This window comes from Onishia taeanensis (assembly GCF_013349955.1).
Lineage (GTDB): Bacteria > Pseudomonadota > Gammaproteobacteria > Pseudomonadales > Halomonadaceae > Onishia > Onishia taeanensis_B.
In genome coordinates, this window is record NZ_JABVXC010000013.1 from 111,717 (window position 1) to 130,335 (window position 18,619).

The following is an 18,619-nucleotide window of genomic DNA, read 5'->3' on the forward strand; positions in this document are numbered from 1 at the left end:
CCTAGCACAGACGCGGCCTCCGCCGTGGGTGACCGGAATGAAAATGCTGCTTGCTGGTCATGAACGGGCTGCATGAACAGCAGGAATGAGGGTGGTGCAAGTCGGGCACGGGGCAGACGCACCCCCGGGGGTTGCGTGTATACTGATCGACCAGATTTTTTTGACGCGCGCGGGCCCGGCGGCCTGCCCACGACAGCGAGATGCCCATGGCCGATCAGGACAGCATGCCGGATGCCGGTGCGCCCCCTCAGGATTTTGCCTCGACCCTCGAGCGGCTCGAAGCCTTGGTGACTCGTCTCGAGTCCGGTGAGTTGAGCCTCGAGGCCTCGCTTACCGCCTTCGAGCAGGGCGTGGGGCTGACCCGTGAGGCCCAGCGCCGCCTCGATGCAGCGGAACTCAAGGTGCGTAGCCTGGTCGAGGGCGGCGATGGCGATCTCGATGAAGCGCCCTTCCCAGGCGCTGCGGAGGACGTGCGGTGAGTGCTCAGGAAAGTGCCCAAGAGAGTGCCCAAGAGAGTGCCCAGGAAAACGCGTCGGCCGTCGCCGGGCCGGTGACGCTGAAGACTAGGTTGAGCGCTGACCAAGCGCGCATCGATGCCTGGCTCCAGGCGCTGTTCGCGACGCCGAGCGTGGCCGAGCGCCTCGACGCCGCCATGCGACATGGTGTATTGGGCGGCGGCAAGCGTCTGCGGCCGGTACTGGTGTATGCCGCCGGCCGCGCCCTGGGTGCTACCGATGAGGCGCTCGATCCGCCCGCCGCGGCGGTGGAACTGATTCACGCCTACTCGCTGGTGCACGACGATCTACCGGCGATGGACAACGATGATCTACGCCGTGGCCAGCCGACGGTCCATCGGGCCTTCGATGAGGCCAGCGCGATTCTCGCTGGCGATGCCCTGCAGACCCTGGCCTTCGAGGTACTGGCGCGCCAGGCACATCCGCGGCTGGCCGCCCTGGTGGCGACGCTGGCGGAGGCCTCCGGGCGCAGCGGCATGGCGGCCGGTCAGGCGCTGGATCTCGCCGCGGTGGGCCAGCCGGCCGATCTCGAGGCGTTGGCCCGCATGCATAGCCACAAGACCGGCGCGCTGATTCGTGCCGCCGTTCGCCTGGGTGGCCTCACGGCCGTCGAGGCAGACGACCCGCGCCTGGTGGCGTTGGACGCCTACGCGGCGGCGGTCGGCCTGGCCTTTCAGATCCAGGACGACATTCTCGACGTCACCGGTGATACCGTGACGCTGGGCAAGACCTCGGGGGCCGATGCCGCCCGAGACAAGCCGACCTATCCGGCCCTGCTCGGCCTCGATGGCGCTCGCGCCATGGCCGATGACCTGCTCGACGAGGCCCTGGCGGCGCTGGCGCCATTGGGCGACGAGGCCGCTACCCTGGCCGCCCTGGCTCGCCACATGATCGAGCGCGACCACTGACACGATAGATGCCCACATGAAGCTGTTCGACGAGATTCCCGCCGAGCGTCCGGCCACGCCGCTGCTCGACACCCTGGATACGCCCGCCGCGCTGCATGCGATGAGCGCGACTCAGCTCGCCCAGTTGGCCGATGAACTGCGCGCCTACCTCTTATATAGCGTTGGCGTCAGCGGCGGCCACTTTGGCGCCGGGCTCGGCGTGGTGGAGCTCACCGTGGCGCTGCATCAGGCGCTGGACACCCCCCATGACCGACTGGTCTGGGACGTCGGTCACCAGGCCTATCCGCACAAGATTCTTACCGGCCGGCGCGAGGCGATGCTTGGCATTCGTCAGCATGGCGGCCTGGCCGCCTTCCCGCGGCGTAGCGAGTCGGAATTCGACACCTTCGGGGTCGGCCACTCCAGCACCTCGATCTCGGCGGCCCTCGGCATGGCGCTGGCCGCTCGCGCCCAGGGCGAGGATCGCCGCGTCTGTGCGGTCATCGGCGATGGCGCCCTGACCGCCGGCATGGCCTTCGAGGCCCTGGCCCACGCCGGGCATGTTGACGCCAACCTGCTGGTGGTGCTGAACGACAACGAGATGTCGATCTCCGAGAACGTCGGCGGCATGGCCAGCTACCTGGCCAAGATCCTCACCAGCAAGCCCTATACCATGATGCGCGAGAACTCCAAGCGCATGCTCTCGCACCTGCCCGGCGCGCTGGAGCTGGCACGCCGCACCGAAGAGCACATGAAGGGCATGGTCAGCCCGGCGACGCTGTTCGAGGAAATGGGCTTCAACTACATCGGCCCCATCGACGGTCACGATCTGCCGCTGCTGATCCAGACCCTGCGCAGCATGCGCGACCTGGAGGGCCCGCAGTTCCTGCACGTCAAGACGCGCAAGGGTCGCGGCTTCGAGCCCGCCGAAGCCGATCCGATCGGCTATCACGCCATCACCAAGCTCGAAAAGCCCAGCGCGCCGCCGGCCGCATCGCCGGCGCCGGTGATGCCGCCGGGCGCCACGGCCCCGCGCCCGAAGCCGAAGAAGTATTGCAACGTCTTCGGCGACTGGCTGTGCGACATGGCCGCCGCGGACGAGCGGCTGCTTGGCATTACGCCGGCAATGCGCGAAGGCTCGGATCTCGTGCGCTTCTCCAAGGAATACCCCGAGCGCTATTTCGATGTGGCGATTGCCGAGCAGCATGCAGTGACGCTGGCGGCCGGCATGGCTTGCGAGGGCAGCAAGCCGGTGGTGGCGATCTACTCGACCTTCCTGCAGCGCGGCTACGATCAGCTGATTCACGATGTCGCCGTGCAGGAGCTGGACGTCACCTTCGCCATCGACCGTGCCGGTTTGGTCGGTGAGGATGGCCCCACGCATCACGGGGCCATGGACCTGTCCTTCCTGCGCTGCGTGCCCGGCATGGTGGTCCTGGCTCCGGCCAACGAGGCCGAGTGTCGCGCCATGCTTTCGGCGGCCTATCATCACCCGGGGCCGGCAGCGGTGCGCTATCCGCGTGGAACTGGTCCAGGGGTGGAGATTCCTTCGCACCTCGAGCCGGTAGAGATCGGCAAGGCGGAGATGCGCCGTCAGGGCCATGGCATCGCCATATTGGCTTTCGGTAGCCTCAACGGTGCCGCCGCCGAGGTCGCCGAGCGCCTGGACGCTACCCACTTCAACATGCGCTCGGTGAAGCCACTGGATCGAGAGGCGGTGCTGGCGGCGGCGCGCTATCATGACCTGCTGGTGACTCTCGAGGAAAACGTGGTGGCCGGCGGGGCCGGCAGCGCCGTCAATGAGCTGCTCGCCGAGGCCGGCGAGCCGGTGTCTGTGCTCAACCTGGGCCTGCCCGACGCCTTTGTTGAGCATGGCACGCCCGCCGAGCTGCTCAGCGACTGCGGTCTCGACGTCTCCGGCATCGAGGCTTCCATCCTGGCGCGTCGAGCCTAGGTGCTTGCTGCAACGGGCTCGATAGTCTTGCCTCCCAGTGACTAGTCACGCCGCCCCCCGGGGCGGCGTTTTCGTTGCAGGCCCCGTTGTAGACACCGACGCCGATAGGCAGAGCGCATCGACCATATTGCGACAAACTGTTAGTAAGCTAATTAACTTGCTAATAGTATTCTCCTCATAGCAACGCAGCGCAAAGGAGATTCGCTATATGAAACGCCCACTTATTCTCGCCGCAGTCGTCGCCGCCGTTCTGCCGATGGCCGCCCAGGCAAGCGTTGCCACCGAACGTGCCCTCGACGTCAACCAGGCGGCCCCTGAACAGGTGCATTCCAGTGCCTCCAGTCAGCCGGTCGCCGATTTTCGCATCAATGACGCCAGCGCTAGCTTGGCCGAGGCGCGCCAGTCGCTGCTCGCCCAGCAGGAACGTCATACCGACTTTTCGCGTCAGGCGCAGGCCGAGGCACTGAGCCATGCTCAGGCAGCAACCCATTAAGGCTAGCGTTCTTCGTAAGCTGACGACCATCGCGAAAGAGTGACTTTTTCACCCCTTGCCTGGCCCCACTTCGGTGGGGTCTTTTTTTGTCTACCAGTACACCGGGTTCGACGCTGTTGGGACACCAGGCCCCTGAGCGAACGGCGATAGCGAGCAAGCACCACAAATATCGGAATAAACTATTAGCATGTTAATTAACATGCTAATATTATCACTAGCATAGCAACATAGCCCAAAGGAGATTCGCTATATGAAACGCCAACTTACTCTCGCCGCTCTGGTCGTCGCCGTTCTGCCGATGGCCGCTCAGGCAAGCGTTGCCACCGAACGTGCCCTCGACGTCAACCAGGCTGCCCCCGAACAGGTGTCGGTCGTTGATACCCGTCAGCCGGTCGCCGACTTTCGCATCAACGACGCCAGTGCAGGTCTTGCCGAGGCAAGCCACGCGCTGATCGCCCAGCAAGAGCGTCGTACTCACTTTTCGGCTGAGGCCCAGGCCGATTCGCTGGGCCATGCCCAGGCTGCAACCCGTTAAGCCCTGTCCTTAAGCCCTGTCCGTCTCATTCAAGCATCCTTCTTGATCCCTTGCCTGACCCCACTTCGGTGGGGTCTTTTTTTGGCAAGAAAAACAGCACGGTAGGGATACACATCACCCTGCTGCGGAAGGTCAGGCCGACTGCGGCTGGATGGTGTCCGGCCGCGTGACGCGGTGATGATAACGGTGTGTCCCTCGTGGCTGCGCCCTGGGCCCTGATAGAATGGCCGGACGGCACGCCTCGGCGAGCCGGCCCCTTAAATACCTTGCTGTATTCACCCACGTCGGCGCGAGGCACCGGCTCTAGGACGAGAGAATCATGTTAATAGCGATATTGATTGGTGCGCTGCTGGGCTATCTGATCGGTGGCCCGATCGGTTTGCTCATCGGTGGCGGTCTTGGCTACTGGTTGATCCAGCGACTCAAGAAGAGTCTGATCGGCAAGCTGGCAGGAGCACAGGCGCAGTTTCTCGAGTCGACCTTTGCGGTGATGGGCTGCATGTGCAAGGCCGATGGCCAGGTCACCGAAGACGAACTCGAGGCGTCGCGGCAGCTGTGGGATCGGCTGAGACTGAACGAGGCCCAGCGTGCCAAGGCGCGTGAAGACTTCACCCGTGGCAAGCGCGACGACTTCGACCTCGAAGCGGAGCTTGCCAAGGTGCGTGGCGTCGTCGGCAGTCAGCGAGCCATGCTGCAGGTGTTTCTGCAGGTACAGCTAGCGGCCATTGCCGCCGACGGCCAGCTGCATCCCGCTGAGCATGACATGCTGCTGCGCGTGGCCCGAGGGCTTGGCTGCACGGAAGCCGAGATCGCGCAGATCGAGGCCATGCTGCGCGGCGGGGGAGGAGCCGAAGGCGGCCCTCAGGGCCCCTCGCTTGAGGATGCCTATCGGGTATTGGGCGTTGAAGAAGATGCCAGCGACGCCGAAATCAAGAAGGCCTATCGCCGCCTGATGAGCCAGAACCACCCTGACAAGCTGGCCGGCAAGGGGCTGCCCGAGAGCATGCGCGAAATGGCCAAGGAGCGTACCAGCGAGATCAGCAGCGCCTACGAGCGCATCAAGAAGGCCCGCGAAGCCGCTGCCTGATAGCGAGCCGCCAAGCCACTGTTGAGCCATGCCAGCGCCCTTTGCGTATCGAAATATGATTCGCAAAGGGTGTTTTTTTGTGGGCTGATTGCCGTCTGATCAAGATGGTCGCGTGGCGCATCAGTGCGGGCCGTCTCTAGCGATGAATGCTGATAAATCATGGATTTGCTGTGATGTCGGCAAGTCGTTACCGGGGCGCATGATGAAATAATCATCGCTGATCGCAAGATGTGTGTTTTATGTATCATATTGTGATTCGCAGTGTGATAAAGTGCGCCTCTCGGCGGCCGTTCGGCTCTAAAAATATCAAGGAGAAGAAGACGTTATGTGGATTTGGCAGGAGCCTGACTGGCCCCGGGGGCGTCTTGACCCAAGCATGCTGCTAGGGCCATTGAGTGCGACTCAGGCAACGGTTGCGCCACTGGTGAGTCAGGGCGTTGCGCTGACGACCGATCAGCGCCTGCGCTTGGAGGCGACGCTGCTTGGCGAGGAGATCGAAGCCAGCGCCAGGCTGTCCGGTGTCGCCCTGGAGCGCAGTGAGATTCGTACCGCTCTGCATCAGGCGTTGGGACTGGCCGATGACGGGCCGGTGCGGCCGGTGTCGCCTGTGGTGGAAACCTTCGTCGATGTGACCCTGGAGGCGGTGCGTACGGCCTTTGCCCCCCTTGGCGAGGCCCGACTGCTGGAATGGCATCGTCGCCTGGCGCCTCAGCTTCCGCGCAGTGCCGGCCTGGCGGTGGGGGAGTGGCGCGATGGGCCCTTCGAAGAGGTCAGTGGCCGCTATGGTCTCAAGCGTCTGCGCTATCGGGCGCCGGCAGAGGATCGAGTGGCCCTGAAGGCGGAGCTCAAGGTCTTCTTCGGGCGTCTCGAGGACGAGGAGCCGGGGCTCGAAGGGGCCGGCCATCTGCAGGCGCTGCGGCTGCATGCTCATTGGTTGGCGCTATCGCCGCTGGCGTTGGGCAACGGCCTGATTGGCCGGCTGCTGCTGGCGCGCTGGCTCACTCGCGCCGAAGGCATCATGGCGCTACAGGCGGAAGGCGAGTTCGAGGTGCTGCCCGAGCCCGCGACGCTGGAGGGCTATGCCTGGCGTCGTCAGGCACTCGCCCCGGCGCTGGTGGAGGCCCAGCACGAGTGGCAGGTCCTGCGCGAGACCTGTTTCGGCCGTCCGCCCGCTCCACGCTCGCGGCTGGATGCTGGCCTGCCTGCCGAGGACGCGTCGGCGCGTCCCGGTGCGCTGGCGCCCTGGGTGCGCTGGTGGCTGACCCGGCTGCGCGAAGGCGCGCGGCGCAGCCAAGCCCATTTTGCGCGGGTTCGCCGTGCCGAGCGGCTGTGGCTGGCTCACGCCCGCACGCCGCTCAATGCGCGCCAGCGTGAGCTGGTGCTGACCCTGCTCGAACGGGATGACGGCGTGGGCGTGGCTCGCTCGGACTATCGGGATCTGGTGGCGACCTCCGACCCGACCGCGGCCCGGGACCTTGCGGACTTGACGGCCAAGGGGGTGCTTCAGAGCACCGGCGTGGGACGTGGCACTCGCTATCGGTTGCCGGCGCTGGAGAGCGTGGGCTAGCGTCTGGCTCGGTGTCCGGGTCTAGAGCGCGGCGAAGGGCAGGACGCCGGTATAGACGGCGGCGTAGTGGCAGCCGCTGCCGGCCAGCACGAAGCCGTGCCAGATGGCGTGATTGTAGGGAAGGGGCTCGAGCATGAAGACTATCACGCCGAGGGTGTAGATCACGCCGCCACTGATCAGCAGTGCAAGACTGGTCGGCGTGAGCGTGGCGACGAGGTCGCCGGCCGCCAGGGCGGCTAGCCAACCCATGGCCAGGTAGAGGATCAGCCTCAGGGCCGTGAACCGGCGGGGCCAGAGCACCTTCAGGGCGATGCCGCCCAGCGCCAGGGTCCACACCACGGCAAGCAGCGGCCAACCGGGGCCGTCGCGAAGATTCACTAGCATGAAGGGCGTGTAGGTGCCGGCGATCAGTGCATAGATAGCGCAGTGGTCGGCGATCTGCAGCGCCTGCTTGAGGCGTGGATGGCGGCTGCCATGGTAGAGGGTCGAGGCGGTGTAGAGGCCGACCAGGGTAATGCCGTAGAGGCTCACGCCGACCAGCTTCCAGGGGTCGACGTCGTGGGCAAGGCTCGCCGCCACAATCAGTGCGGTCATGCCCACCACGCTGAGCACGGCACCGATGCCGTGGCTCACGCTATGCAGGACTTCCTCGAGCAGGGTATAGCCGTCCGAAGCATCCGCCCGGGAAGCCGTATCCTGGCTAGGTGGTGATTTCGCGACCATGCTCTCTCCCCGTGCCTTTTCTGCCAACGGTCGAGTCTGCGCAGGTCACTGAATCGTGGCGGCATGGCCATGCCGCGTCGCTCAGCGTTGTCGCTAGTGAGCGTAGATTACGACTTGCGCTCGATGTCCACGTCATCTGCCTGGGTGAAGTCGCCCAGCGCCATCATGTGTCCCAGCTTGCCGGCCTTGGTGGACAGGTACTGCTCGTTATGCGGATTGAGACCGGTGGTGATGGGCAAACGTTCACTGATTTCGACGCCATCGCGGGTCAGCGCCTCGACCTTGCGCGGGTTGTTGGTCATCAGCCTGAGCGAGGCCACGCCCAGGTGGTCGAGCATCGGCACGCACAGCCCATAGCGGCGCATGTCGGCGCCGAAGCCCAGGCGCTCGTTGGCCTCCACGGTATCGGCGCCTTCGTCCTGCAGGTGGTAGGCACGGATCTTGTTGAGCAGGCCGATACCGCGGCCTTCCTGGCGCAGATAGAGCAGGACGCCACGGCCTTCGGCGGCGATCCGCTTGAGCGCTTCCTGCAGTTGGTAGCCGCAGTCGCAGCGCATCGAGAACAGCGCATCACCGGTCAGGCATTCGGAGTGCACCCGCCCCAGCACCGGGGCGCCATCGGTGATGTCGCCGAGCGTCAGGGCGATATGATCCTTGCCAGTGGCCTCGTCCTCGAAGCCATGCATGGTGAAAGTCGCCCAAGGGGTGGGCAGCCGGGAGGCGGCGATGAATCGGATCGTCACGAAAAACCTCGATGAAACGGGGCGGCGCTTGGCACGCGATGGCTCAAGTCTACCAGCATCGCCGCGCTCGCTCACGGCTCGTGAGCGCTCATCGCATGCTGGCGGCTTTGCCGCCATCCAAGGATCTTCTCGCCGATCGAGGCCTCTATGAATCGAGGCATCGCGTCGCAGGACTAGCCCCTGGGGGCCTGGCATCCGGTACAATGTCGGCAAATTTCTTAGCGGATGACGTCGCATGCAACTCGAGAACGATCGTATCCTGCGCGCCCTGGCGCGTGAGCCCGTGGATCGCACCCCGGTCTGGATGATGCGCCAGGCCGGCCGCTATCTGCCGGAATATCGCGAGCTTCGCGGTCAGGCCGGCAGCTTCATGGACCTGTGCCGGGATACCGACCGGGCCTGCGAGGTGACGCTGCAGCCGCTGGAACGCTTTCCGCTGGATGCCGCTATCCTGTTTTCCGACATCCTGACCATCCCTGATGCCATGGGCCTGGGGCTCTACTTCGAGACCGGCGAGGGACCCAAGTTCCGAAAGCCGGTGCGGACTCCGGCCGAGGTGGCCGCCCTCGAGGTGCCGGACGCCGAGCGGGATCTCGACTACGTCATGAACGCGGTGAGCGCCATTCGCCGCGAGCTCAACGGCCGGGTGCCGCTGATCGGCTTTTCGGGTAGCCCCTGGACGCTGGCGACCTATATGGTCGAAGGCGCCTCGAGCAAGGACTTCCGTCATGTGAAGACCATGCTCTACGACACGCCGGACACCATGCACCAGTTGCTCGACGTGCTGGCCCGCTCGGTCACCGACTATCTCAACGCCCAGATCCGCGCCGGCGCCCAGGTGGTGCAGATCTTCGATACCTGGGGTGGCAGCCTGTCGACGCCGGCCTACCTCGAGTTCTCGCTACGCTACATGGAACAGATCGTCGCCGGTCTGATCCGCAGCCATGAAGGGCGCCGGGTGCCGGTCATCCTGTTCACCAAGAACGGCGGCCAGTGGCTCGAGCATATCGCCGCCAGCGGTGCCGATGCGTTGGGCCTGGATTGGAGCACCGAGCTCTCCGATGCCCGTCGTCGGGTCGGTCACCGGGTCGCCCTCCAGGGCAACCTGGACCCCAATGTGCTGTTCGCCAAGCCCAGCGCGATCCGCGCCGAAGTGGCGCGAGTGCTCGACAGCTACGGTAGCGGCCCGGGGCATATCTTCAATCTTGGCCACGGCATCAGCCAGTTCACGAATCCTGACCACGTCACTGCCTTCATGGAGGCGTTGCACGAGCTGAGCCCGTCCTATCACGCGGCGAACTGAGCCATGGGCTTTCTCCTTCGCCTGCACGAGCGGCGGCGCGCCTGGGCTGGGCTCGCCGTCCTGGCAGCGCTGGTGATCGCCATCGGTAGCCTGACCCCAGGCACCGAGATGCCTGATAGCCTGCCCTGGGACAAGGCCAACCACTTCATTGGCTATGGTGGGCTGGCGGGCCTGATGGGGCTTGCCGGCATCGGCCCACGGCCGGCCTTCATCGGCGTGGTGGCCTACGGGGTCGCCATCGAGTTCACGCAGTTGCCGGTGCCTGGGCGCATGGGGGGCGATCCCTGGGATATCCTGGCCAACACCCTCGGCGCACTGCTCGGACTGGCCATGCTCGCCCTGCTGCGCCGGTGCCTGCTGCGCGGTGGCGCTTGATGAACCGTCGCCCAGGCGATATCACCTAACGCTAGTCCCCTTTTTCTGTTCTGCGAGAGTCCATGATGACCGAATCACTCGACACCAGTTGGTTCACCGAAGTCTTCGATAGCCACGGCAGCGCCTTCTCGTTGAAGGTCCGCGAGAAGCTGTGGGAGGTGACCAGCGCCTATCAGCACCTCGAAGTCTATGCCACCGAGACCTATGGCAATCTGATGGCGCTCGATGGCTGCGTGATGCTCAGCGATCGCGACAACTTCCTCTATCACGAGATGATCGCCCACCCGGCGCTGTTCGCTCATGCGGCACCCAAGCGGGTAGTGATCATTGGCGGCGGCGATTGCGGCACCCTGCGCGAGGTGCTCAAACACTCGGGGGTCGAGCATGTCACCCTGATCGATATCGACGAGGAAGTGACCAAGGCCGCCGAGCGCTTCTTTCCGGCGTTGACCGAATCCAATGACGATCCCCGCGCCGAGCTGCTGTTTGCCGATGGGGTCAAGTGGGTGGACGAGGCCGATGACGAGAGCGTGGATGTGGTGATCATCGATTCCACCGATCCGGTAGGCCCGGCCGAGGGGCTATTCAAGGTCGATTTCCTGAAGCGCTGCCATCGTCTGCTGCGCGAGGGCGGGGTGATGGTGCAGCAGAGCGAATCGCCGCTCTATCACAGCGGCAGCATCATCCGCGAGCTGCGTCGCGATATGCTTGCCGCCGGCTTCGAGAGTGTCGCCACGCTGCCGTTCCCGCAGCCGGTCTATCCGTCGGGCTGGTGGAGCGTGACCCTGGCCGGCAAGGGCGCCGACGTGAAGGCGTTCCGCGAGGCCGACGCGGCGGCAAGCGATATGGTCTTGGACTACTACACCGCTGAGGCCCATCGCGGTGCCTTGGCGCTGCCGCCCTTCATGCGCCGCGCCTTCGCAGAGTGAGTCGCCCGGCACCGGCCCCGCGCCGGTGTCGGTGCCTGTAAAGGCCTGTCACGGCCTCTGCTATCTTGCCCCTTTACTGCGTTTTGGTGCCTGTCTCTATCACTGGCCCGCCTTCATTTCCGCGCTTCTTTTTTTGCTCCTCGCCGCCTGCCTTCGGTTTCCTCTCGCGTCTCTTTCAGCTCTTTTGTCCCTGTTGCCGACCGCGCTTTCATGCCGTTTCACCGAGCGTGGAATGGCTCTCATCGGGTGACGTCCCATCTTAGTCAACGCTCTACGACTTTGGTTGGAAGGTTTTAGTCGATTGTTTTTAAATGCTTTTTTTCTTGCTTGGTCGTATTTACAGGCGCTTTCATGGTTGCTTGCGTTGAAGAAAGGTTGTCGATGTTATCTAACGACTCGCGAATTGGCTTTGCTACTGTCGCTTGACATGCCACGAGCATGACAACAACAACTTACCCAATCCAAGGGAATAACCATGTTGCATAACAACAAAACCCTGCTGTGTTCCGCGACCGCCCTAATGGCCACCCTGCTGGCGACGGGCTCTGCCCAGGCCGGTGAGACGATGGAGGCTGTGAAAGAGCGCGGCCAGGTGGTCTGTGGCGTCAGTACCGGCCTGCCCGGTTTTTCCACGCCCGATGATCAGGGCAACTGGGAAGGCATCGACGTTGATGTCTGTCACGGTGTGGCCGCCGCGGTATTCGGCGATGCCTCCAAGGTGCAGTTCGTGCCGTTGAACGCCAAGGAACGCTTTACGGCACTGCAGTCCGGCGAGATCGATGTGCTGTCCCGCAACACCACTTGGACCGCGACCCGCGACACCACTCTGGGCCTCAACTTCACAGGCGTCAGCTTCTATGACGGCCAGGGCTTCCTGGTCAAGGAATCGCTGGGTATCGACAGTGCCAAGCAGCTCGACGGCGCGGCCTTCTGCGTACAGTCCGGTACCACCACCGAGCTCAACCTGGCCGACTACTTCCAGGCCCACGACATGAGCTTCGAGCCGGTCGTCTTCGATACCTCCGACCAGACCGTCGGTGGCTTCGAGGCCGGTCGCTGCGACGTGCTGACGTCCGATACCTCCCAGCTCAACGCCCTGCGCATCAAGCTGGCCGACCCGAGTGGCGCCAAGGTGCTGCCGGAAGTGATCTCCAAGGAGCCGCTGGGCCCGGTGGTTCGCCAGGGTGACGACCAGTGGTTCAATGCCGTCAAGTGGACCCTGTTCGCGATGATCAATGCCGAGGAGATGGGCATCAGCAGTGAAAACGCCGATGAACTGAAGAACTCCGAAAAGCCAGGCATCGCCCGCTTCATGGGCAGCGAAGGTAACTTCGGCCAGGCCATGGGCCTGCCGGCCGACTGGGCCTACAGCATCGTCAGCCAGGTCGGTAACTACGGCGAGGTGTTTGATCGCAACGTTGGTGCCGGTTCACCGCTCAACATCGAGCGTGGCATCAACGCCCTGTGGACCGAAGGCGGCATTCAGTACGCTCCGCCGATTCGCTAACGCTCTCCACAGGCCCCGCCCCATTGTTGGGGCGGGGTCCGTCGTTGTGTCATCGCTAGTGGAGAGGACCTTCCATGACTACTCCTTCCTCGCCCCCACCTCGCGGGGAGACGCCACCGTTCTGGCGTGACCCCGCCAAGCGGGCGCTACTCTTTCAGGCGTTGATGCTCGCCGCGCTGTTTGCGGTGATTGGCTTCATCGTCAGCAATACCCTCGAGAATCTGGACGCTCGGGGGATCACTACCGGTTTCGGCTTTCTCAATGACACCGCCGGCTTCGGTATCGTCCAGAGCCTGATCGACTACACGCCGCAGAGCAGCTATGGCCGCACCTTCATGGTCGGCTTGCTGAACACTCTGCTGGTCTCGGCCCTCGGCATCTTCGCGGCCACTGTCATCGGCTTTCTAATGGGCATCGCCCGTCTGTCGCCCAATTGGCTGATCGCCAGAATTGCCGGCGCCTACGTCGAGATCTTTCGCAACATTCCGCTGCTGCTGCAGATTTTCTTCTGGTACTTCGCCGTATTGCGCAGCTTGCCGTCGCCGCGCCAGAGCATGAGCCTCGGCGAGGCCGTGTTCCTCAACATCCGTGGTCTGGTGGTTCCCGCGCCAGTGGGTGGGGCGGGCTTCGGGTGGACGCTGGTGGCGCTGGCCGTGGCCGTGATCGCGGCCATCGTGCTGGTGCGCTGGAACCGCCGCCGCCAGGAGGCAACCGGGGATCGGCTGCCTGCCGGGTGGATCAGTGCCGGGATGATTGTCGCTCTGCCTGCCTTGGTGTTCGTCGTCAGCGGCATGCCGCTGACCTGGGATATTCCCAAGCTTGGTGGCTTCAACTTCTCGGGCGGCATCACGGTGCTGCCGGAGCTGCTGGCACTTTGGCTGGCGCTGTCGATCTACACCGGCGCCTTCATCGCAGAGATCGTGCGCTCGGGCATCCAGGCCGTATCCAAGGGGCAGACCGAGGCGTCGCGGGCGCTATCGCTCTCCGGTGGCATGACCCTGCGGCTGGTGGTGATTCCCCAGGCGATGCGGGTGATCATCCCGCCGCTGACCAGCCAGTACCTCAACCTGATCAAGAACTCGTCACTGGCCACTGCCATCGGTTACCCGGACCTGGTATCCGTTTTTGCCGGTACCACGCTCAATCAGACCGGGCAGGCCATCGAGGTGATCATGATGACCATGGCGGTCTATCTGACGCTGAGTCTTCTGGTATCGATGTTCATGAACTGGTTCAACGCGCGCATGGCGCTGGTGGAGCGATAAGTGAGCAAACTGACCTTAAATACGACGCCGGTGGATGCCCGCCCCGCTCCCAAGCGCAGCATCGGTGCCATCGCCTGGCTGCGTGCCAATCTCTTCCAGGGCCCGATCAACAGCGTACTCTCGCTGCTGGCGATCTGGGCGCTGATCGCGGGGCTCACGCCGCTGATCCAGTGGGCGATCATCGACGCCGACTGGATCGGCACCAGCCGCGAGGCCTGCAGCTCCGGCGGCGCCTGCTGGGTGTTCATCTCGGCCCGCTTCGAGCAGTTCATCTATGGTTTCTACCCCAGTGAGCTGCGCTGGCGGGTCAATCTCACCTTCGTGCTGTTTGCGGTGATGATCGCCTGGCTGGCGCTGCCTCGCCTGCCGGCCAAGAAGCTGGCGGCGGTGTTGACCCTGGTGATCTTTCCGATCGTGGCCTTCTACCTGCTGCACGGCGGCTCCTTTGGCATGCCGGCAGTGCCGACGCATCGCTGGGGCGGTCTGATGCTGACCCTGGTGCTGGCGGTGGTGGGGATCGTCGCGGCGTTGCCGATCGGGGTGGTGCTGGCGCTGGGGCGCCAGTCGAAGATGCCGATCGTGAAGAGCATCTCGGTGGTGTTCATCGAGTTCTGGCGCGGCGTGCCCCTGATCACGGTGCTGTTCATGGCCTCGGTGATGCTGCCGCTGTTCGTGCCCACCGAGGTGGACATGGACAAGCTGGTGCGCGCGCTGATCGGCATCACCCTGTTCCAGAGCGCCTACATGGCGGAGGTGGTGCGGGGTGGCCTGCAGGCGATCCCCAAGGGCCAGGAAGAGGCCGCCGCGGCGCTGGGCATGGGCTACTGGAAGCGCATGGGGCTGATCGTGTTGCCCCAGGCGCTGAAGATGATGATCCCCGGCATCGTCAATACCTTCATCGCCCTGTTCAAGGACACCTCGTTGGTGCTGATCATCGGCCTGTTCGACCTGCTGGCAATCGTTCAGGCGGCACTCGCCGATGCCGATTGGTTGGGCTACTCGATTGAAGGCTATGTCTTCGTGGCGTTTGTGTTCTGGATCTTCTGCTTCGGCATGTCTCGCTACAGCCAGTACCTGGAACGCAAGCTGCACACCGGCCACTAGACGCGCACAGGCGCAGCCGGCGACCGCCTGTTCGGCGGGTGGTCGCCTACAAGAACAAGGATATCGATATGACTTCACAAACGGCCAAGGCCGACGACACCCCCATGATCGAAATGCGCGGCCTGAACAAGTGGTACGGCGACTTCCACGTGCTGCGCGACATCGACCTGACCGTTCAGCGCGGCGAGCGCATCGTCATCTGCGGGCCTTCGGGCTCAGGCAAATCGACGCTGATCCGTTGCATCAACCATCTTGAGGAGCATCAGCAGGGTGAGATTGTGGTGGGCGGTATTCCCATGACGCAGGACGTCAAACGCATCGAACAGATCCGCCACCACGTCGGCATGGTGTTCCAGCACTTCAATCTCTTCCCGCACCTCTCGGTGCTCGAGAACTGCAGCCTGGCGCCGATCTGGGTGCAGAAGAAGCCGCGGCGCGAGGCCGAGGCCCTGGCCATGCAGTATCTCGAACGGGTGCGCATCGCCGAGCAGGCGCACAAGTTCCCGGGCCAGCTCTCCGGCGGTCAGCAGCAGCGCGTGGCGATTGCCCGCTCACTATGCATGCACCCGGAGGTGATGCTGTTCGATGAGCCGACCTCGGCGCTGGACCCCGAGATGATCAAGGAAGTGCTCGACGTCATGGTGGAACTCGCCGAAGAGGGCATGACCATGCTCTGCGTGACCCACGAGATGGGATTCGCCAAGACGGTCGCCGACCGAGTCATCTTCATGGATCAGGGCCAGATCATCGAGGAGAACGCCCCAGAGCCGTTCTTCAATGACCCCCAGTCCGAGCGGACAAAGCTGTTCCTGAGTCAGATTCTGGGCCACTGAGTCGCATCATGCACAGCCGGTATGCCGGCTGTGCCAGGGGAGTTTCGTTGATGATTGAAAAACTGTTTATCGATCGTGCGCCTCAGCCGATCGCGCCCTTTTCCCATGCCTGCCGGGTCGGTGACCTGGTCTTCATCACCGGGCAAATGCCGACGGTCCCGGAAACGAACGAGATGCTGCTCGGCACCTTTGCCGAGCAGACGCATCGCGTGATGCAGAACCTGGCGATCATCCTCGAAGCCGTGGGTATTGACTTCGAATTTGTGGTTCAGTCACGGGTATTCATCACCAACATGGGGCACTTCGAAGAGGTCAATGCGGTCTACGCCAGTTACTTTCCTGCGCCCCTGCCCACGCGCACTTGCATTGGGGTTACCGGCCTGGCTGGTGGTGCCGACGTCGAAGTCGACATGATTGCCTGGATTCCGGCGGCCTCTCCTGAGTCCACCAGCGGTTCGTGATCCATGGGGGTATCTTGCTTACAGGGCGATTCAGACGCCGCTGGCCGTACCTGCTTGAACCTGATGACGGTCATGCTCCGGCGACGCCCTGGCTACAGGCGTGGCTCTGCTGTGGGCACGTAGCTGTCTGTCCAGGGGGCCGCGGCGAGGTCGAGCTGCGGTTCACGGGGCCACGAAGCGCTGGCTGATGGCTGTGTGGCAGTCGGCGCTTCGTTAAGCGGCGCTGCGGCAGCCGGCGCTGCGGCTGTCGATGCTGCGTAGGCAGCATTGAAGGGTTCAGGCGGTGGTGGTGCGGCCGCGTCGGGATTCATCGGCCGCGCCTCGCCCACCCAGCTGTCGTCCTCGTCATGGACCGCCGGGCGCCGGCGAGTGGAACGCGTGAAAGGCAGTTGCTGGAGGGCGATCATGGCTTGCACATGGTGAGGGGTCATCAGCACCTCGAACAGCATACGCACCAGCAGGCAGGCGGCCAGGGTTGCGCCAACGCCCAACGCCAGTATCGGCCACTGGCTCGACAGCGGCGTGGTGGTTAGTGGCGCCAGCGCCTCGCGGGTCCAGAGCCCACCGGCTGCCAGCATGCCGAGCTGACTCAGCAGATGGAGCAAGACCAGCAGGCTGCGCGGCATGGGGCGGCGCATCAGCAGCAGATTGCGCATCGAGGACGTCTCCAGTGACGAAAATGGGGCGGGGCCATGACCGCATCTGCGGTTCGGAGTGCCTTCCTGGCGGCAAGGATTTTAGCACAGCGCCCTCAGTGCGCATCCTGTCGCCGCTGGGCGACGACACGCAGTTGACGCCCTCGACGGTTCGACCGCGCATCGGGTGATTCACAGCCTGGCCAAGGACCTGTCGAAGGCCAGTCTCGAGACCATTCAGGAGGCGGTCAGCGATATGCGCTCACAACGCTCGTCACAGCCAACCCTGCGCGCGGGGGTATGGTCTATCGGCGGCTCAAGAAATGGGTGCCCTCGCCGATAGACGTTGTAGCAAACACCGTTAAGTCAGGTGTTTGCCGTCGAACAACACAATGATTTATTCATTAAGGGCGCTCCATGTTTTCCTCCCTGCGCAAGCGCATACTGATCATCACCCTGGCGGTCATCGCCTTGGCGTTGGTGATCAATGCGACCGTCAGTTATCTGACCGTCAAGTCTCATGATCAACAACAGATTGCCGACCAGCTGGGATCCATCGCTTCCGGCAATGCCATGGCGATCGAAGAGTGGATTGCCGCGCGCACCAGCATGGTCGAAGCGGCCCGTGAGCCGGTCAAGGGCGATACGCCGGTGCCGGCGCTGGTCCAGCTGGCCGAGTCCGGTGGTTTCCTGTCGACCTATCTCGGCAAGCCGGATGGCTCGCTGACCACCTCAGATGGCTGGGTGCCGCCGGACGATTACGATCCGCGACAGCGCGGCTGGTACCTCTCGGCTACCGAGCAGAACAAGACCATCGTTTCGATGCCCTATGTGGACGCCAACAGTGGCCGAGTGGTAGTCACCTTCGCCACTCCGGTCGAGCGTGGTGGTCGCTTGTATGGTGTGATAGGCGGTGATGTGGTGATCGACAAGCTGATTGCCCAGGTCAATAGCATCCAACCGACGCCATCGAGCTTCGCCTTCCTGAGCAGCGGCGGCGAGACGCTGATCGCCCATCCCAACGCCGATCTGACTCTCAAGCCCCTGACCCGCCTAAGCGAGGAACTGACGCAATCCACTATCTCGCGGCTAGGTAGCACCACGAATAACTGGCAGCACGTCGCTATCGACGGTGCCGATAAGCGGCTGTCCGTGACCCCTATCGCTGGCAGCGACTGGGAACTCGGGGTGATGCTGGACGAGGACGAGGCCACCGCCGGCCTGCGCGCCATTCTCGAGTCTTCGTTGATCACCCTGGTGATTATCATCGCCGTCACCGCGCTGCTGCTCGGCCTGTGGCTCAAGCGCACCCTGGCCGGCCTGGAGCGTGCCCGGGATGCTCTCGAGGACATTGCCAGTGGCGAGGGCGACCTGACGCGACGCCTGCCGGAGCAGGGCCGCGATGAAGTGGCGCAGATCGCCGCCGCCTTCAACCGCTTCGTCGGCAAGATGGAGGCGGTGATGGTGACCATCCGCCAGAGCAGCGAATCGGTGCGCATCGCCGCTACCGAGATCTCGACCGGCGGTCAGGATCTCTCGCGGCGTACCGAGAATGCGGCGTCCAGTCTGCAAGAGACCTCGGCCTCGATGGAGGAGATCACCAGCACCGTCGAGCACACCGCGGAATCCTCGCGTCAGGCCAATGGCTTGGCCGAGTCGGCGTCCGACGTCGCGCGCCGCGGCGGCGAAGCGGTCGGCAAGGT

The 18,619-nt window shown here is 63.9% G+C and carries 19 protein-coding genes; 16 read left to right on the forward strand and 3 right to left on the reverse strand.

Going from position 1 to position 18,619, the window contains the following annotated elements; translation table 11 throughout:
• The first annotated feature begins 224 nt into the window (after positions 1-224).
• From HUS66_RS14565 to HUS66_RS14595, 7 genes are all read left to right on the forward strand, one after another.
• Positions 225-479 carry an exodeoxyribonuclease VII small subunit gene (locus tag HUS66_RS14565; protein WP_175071813.1) on the forward strand — a complete coding sequence of 85 codons (255 nt, stop codon included), beginning with the start codon at positions 225-227 and terminating at the stop codon, positions 477-479.
• Between the two features lie 89 nt (positions 480-568).
• Positions 569-1,423: a (2E,6E)-farnesyl diphosphate synthase gene (gene ispA / locus HUS66_RS14570; RefSeq protein WP_425340090.1), complete on the forward strand. Its 855-nt coding sequence runs from the start codon at positions 569-571 to the stop codon at positions 1,421-1,423.
• Positions 1,424-1,439: 16 nt separating this feature from the next.
• Positions 1,440-3,356, forward strand: a complete 1,917-nt coding sequence (gene dxs / locus HUS66_RS14575) for a 1-deoxy-D-xylulose-5-phosphate synthase (RefSeq protein WP_175071775.1) — start codon at positions 1,440-1,442, stop codon at positions 3,354-3,356.
• A gap of 208 nt (positions 3,357-3,564) precedes the next feature.
• Entirely contained in the window at positions 3,565-3,849 is a 285-nt protein-coding gene (locus HUS66_RS14580; RefSeq protein WP_175071777.1) for a hypothetical protein, read from the forward strand.
• A gap of 250 nt (positions 3,850-4,099) precedes the next feature.
• The gene (locus HUS66_RS14585; RefSeq protein ID WP_175071779.1) at positions 4,100-4,384 is read left to right on the forward strand and encodes a hypothetical protein; all 285 of its coding nucleotides are present in this window, start codon (positions 4,100-4,102) and stop codon (positions 4,382-4,384) included.
• Positions 4,385-4,703: 319 nt separating this feature from the next.
• Entirely contained in the window at positions 4,704-5,471 is a 768-nt protein-coding gene (gene djlA / locus HUS66_RS14590; protein WP_175071780.1) for a co-chaperone DjlA, read from the forward strand.
• Between the two features lie 325 nt (positions 5,472-5,796).
• Entirely contained in the window at positions 5,797-7,038 is a 1,242-nt protein-coding gene (locus HUS66_RS14595) for a Fic family protein (protein WP_175071782.1), read from the forward strand.
• 21 nt (positions 7,039-7,059) lie between these two features.
• On the opposite strand, the gene trhA is transcribed toward HUS66_RS14595, so the two are convergent.
• Positions 7,060-7,761: a PAQR family membrane homeostasis protein TrhA gene (gene trhA, locus HUS66_RS14600; RefSeq protein WP_175071783.1), complete on the reverse strand. Its 702-nt coding sequence runs from the start codon at positions 7,759-7,761 to the stop codon at positions 7,060-7,062.
• Between the two features lie 107 nt (positions 7,762-7,868).
• On the reverse strand, positions 7,869-8,504 hold the full coding sequence (ribA, locus tag HUS66_RS14605; protein WP_175071786.1) for a GTP cyclohydrolase II: 636 nt from the start codon (positions 8,502-8,504) through the stop codon (positions 7,869-7,871).
• A 235-nt stretch (positions 8,505-8,739) separates the two neighbouring features.
• On the opposite strand from ribA, the gene hemE reads away from it, so the two are divergent.
• The 8 genes from hemE (at position 8,740) to HUS66_RS14645 (ending at position 16,281) form a co-directional block, all read left to right on the forward strand.
• Positions 8,740-9,807, forward strand: a complete 1,068-nt coding sequence (hemE, locus tag HUS66_RS14610; RefSeq protein ID WP_175071787.1) for a uroporphyrinogen decarboxylase — start codon at positions 8,740-8,742, stop codon at positions 9,805-9,807.
• A 3-nt stretch (positions 9,808-9,810) separates the two neighbouring features.
• The gene (locus tag HUS66_RS14615) at positions 9,811-10,182 is read left to right on the forward strand and encodes a VanZ family protein (RefSeq protein ID WP_175071789.1); all 372 of its coding nucleotides are present in this window, start codon (positions 9,811-9,813) and stop codon (positions 10,180-10,182) included.
• Between the two features lie 65 nt (positions 10,183-10,247).
• On the forward strand, positions 10,248-11,111 hold the full coding sequence (gene speE / locus HUS66_RS14620) for a polyamine aminopropyltransferase (protein WP_175071817.1): 864 nt from the start codon (positions 10,248-10,250) through the stop codon (positions 11,109-11,111).
• A gap of 520 nt (positions 11,112-11,631) precedes the next feature.
• On the forward strand, positions 11,632-12,618 hold the full coding sequence (locus HUS66_RS14625) for an amino acid ABC transporter substrate-binding protein (protein WP_254628852.1): 987 nt from the start codon (positions 11,632-11,634) through the stop codon (positions 12,616-12,618).
• A gap of 74 nt (positions 12,619-12,692) precedes the next feature.
• Positions 12,693-13,883, forward strand: coding sequence for an amino acid ABC transporter permease (locus tag HUS66_RS14630; protein ID WP_175071793.1), 1,191 nt, complete (start codon positions 12,693-12,695; stop codon positions 13,881-13,883).
• A 9-nt stretch (positions 13,884-13,892) separates the two neighbouring features.
• On the forward strand, positions 13,893-14,987 hold the full coding sequence (locus HUS66_RS14635) for an amino acid ABC transporter permease (RefSeq protein ID WP_175071819.1): 1,095 nt from the start codon (positions 13,893-13,895) through the stop codon (positions 14,985-14,987).
• A gap of 104 nt (positions 14,988-15,091) precedes the next feature.
• Complete coding sequence (locus HUS66_RS14640; protein WP_175071820.1) at positions 15,092-15,820, forward strand: amino acid ABC transporter ATP-binding protein; 729 nt, start codon at positions 15,092-15,094, stop codon at positions 15,818-15,820.
• 50 nt (positions 15,821-15,870) lie between these two features.
• A complete protein-coding gene (locus HUS66_RS14645; protein ID WP_175071795.1) occupies positions 15,871-16,281 on the forward strand; it encodes a RidA family protein in 411 nt (136 codons plus the stop codon).
• Positions 16,282-16,373: 92 nt separating this feature from the next.
• Here the strand turns inward: HUS66_RS14645 and HUS66_RS14650 are convergent, their stop codons facing one another.
• Positions 16,374-16,937 carry a hypothetical protein gene (locus HUS66_RS14650; protein WP_175071797.1) on the reverse strand — a complete coding sequence of 188 codons (564 nt, stop codon included), beginning with the start codon at positions 16,935-16,937 and terminating at the stop codon, positions 16,374-16,376.
• A gap of 396 nt (positions 16,938-17,333) precedes the next feature.
• Here HUS66_RS14650 and HUS66_RS14655 point away from each other — a divergent pair.
• The coding region (locus HUS66_RS14655) for a methyl-accepting chemotaxis protein (protein ID WP_175071799.1) at positions 17,334-18,619 on the forward strand (1,286 nt) is incomplete at its 3' end.

Coding starts and splice junctions, on each gene's coding strand:
- HUS66_RS14645 (WP_175071795.1), top strand. CDS start 15,871: ATGATTGAAAAACTGTTTATCGATCGTGCGCCTCAGCCGATCGCGCCC.
- hemE (WP_175071787.1), top strand. CDS start 8,740: ATGCAACTCGAGAACGATCGTATCCTGCGCGCCCTGGCGCGTGAGCCC.
- HUS66_RS14565 (WP_175071813.1), top strand. CDS start 225: ATGCCGGATGCCGGTGCGCCCCCTCAGGATTTTGCCTCGACCCTCGAG.
- HUS66_RS14650 (WP_175071797.1), bottom strand. CDS start 16,937: ATGCGCAATCTGCTGCTGATGCGCCGCCCCATGCCGCGCAGCCTGCTG.
- trhA (WP_175071783.1), bottom strand. CDS start 7,761: ATGGTCGCGAAATCACCACCTAGCCAGGATACGGCTTCCCGGGCGGAT.
- dxs (WP_175071775.1), top strand. CDS start 1,440: ATGAAGCTGTTCGACGAGATTCCCGCCGAGCGTCCGGCCACGCCGCTG.
- speE (WP_175071817.1), top strand. CDS start 10,248: ATGACCGAATCACTCGACACCAGTTGGTTCACCGAAGTCTTCGATAGC.
- djlA (WP_175071780.1), top strand. CDS start 4,704: ATGTTAATAGCGATATTGATTGGTGCGCTGCTGGGCTATCTGATCGGT.
- HUS66_RS14640 (WP_175071820.1), top strand. CDS start 15,092: ATGATCGAAATGCGCGGCCTGAACAAGTGGTACGGCGACTTCCACGTG.
- HUS66_RS14615 (WP_175071789.1), top strand. CDS start 9,811: ATGGGCTTTCTCCTTCGCCTGCACGAGCGGCGGCGCGCCTGGGCTGGG.
- HUS66_RS14625 (WP_254628852.1), top strand. CDS start 11,632: ATGGCCACCCTGCTGGCGACGGGCTCTGCCCAGGCCGGTGAGACGATG.
- HUS66_RS14595 (WP_175071782.1), top strand. CDS start 5,797: ATGTGGATTTGGCAGGAGCCTGACTGGCCCCGGGGGCGTCTTGACCCA.
- HUS66_RS14580 (WP_175071777.1), top strand. CDS start 3,565: ATGAAACGCCCACTTATTCTCGCCGCAGTCGTCGCCGCCGTTCTGCCG.
- HUS66_RS14585 (WP_175071779.1), top strand. CDS start 4,100: ATGAAACGCCAACTTACTCTCGCCGCTCTGGTCGTCGCCGTTCTGCCG.
- HUS66_RS14630 (WP_175071793.1), top strand. CDS start 12,693: ATGACTACTCCTTCCTCGCCCCCACCTCGCGGGGAGACGCCACCGTTC.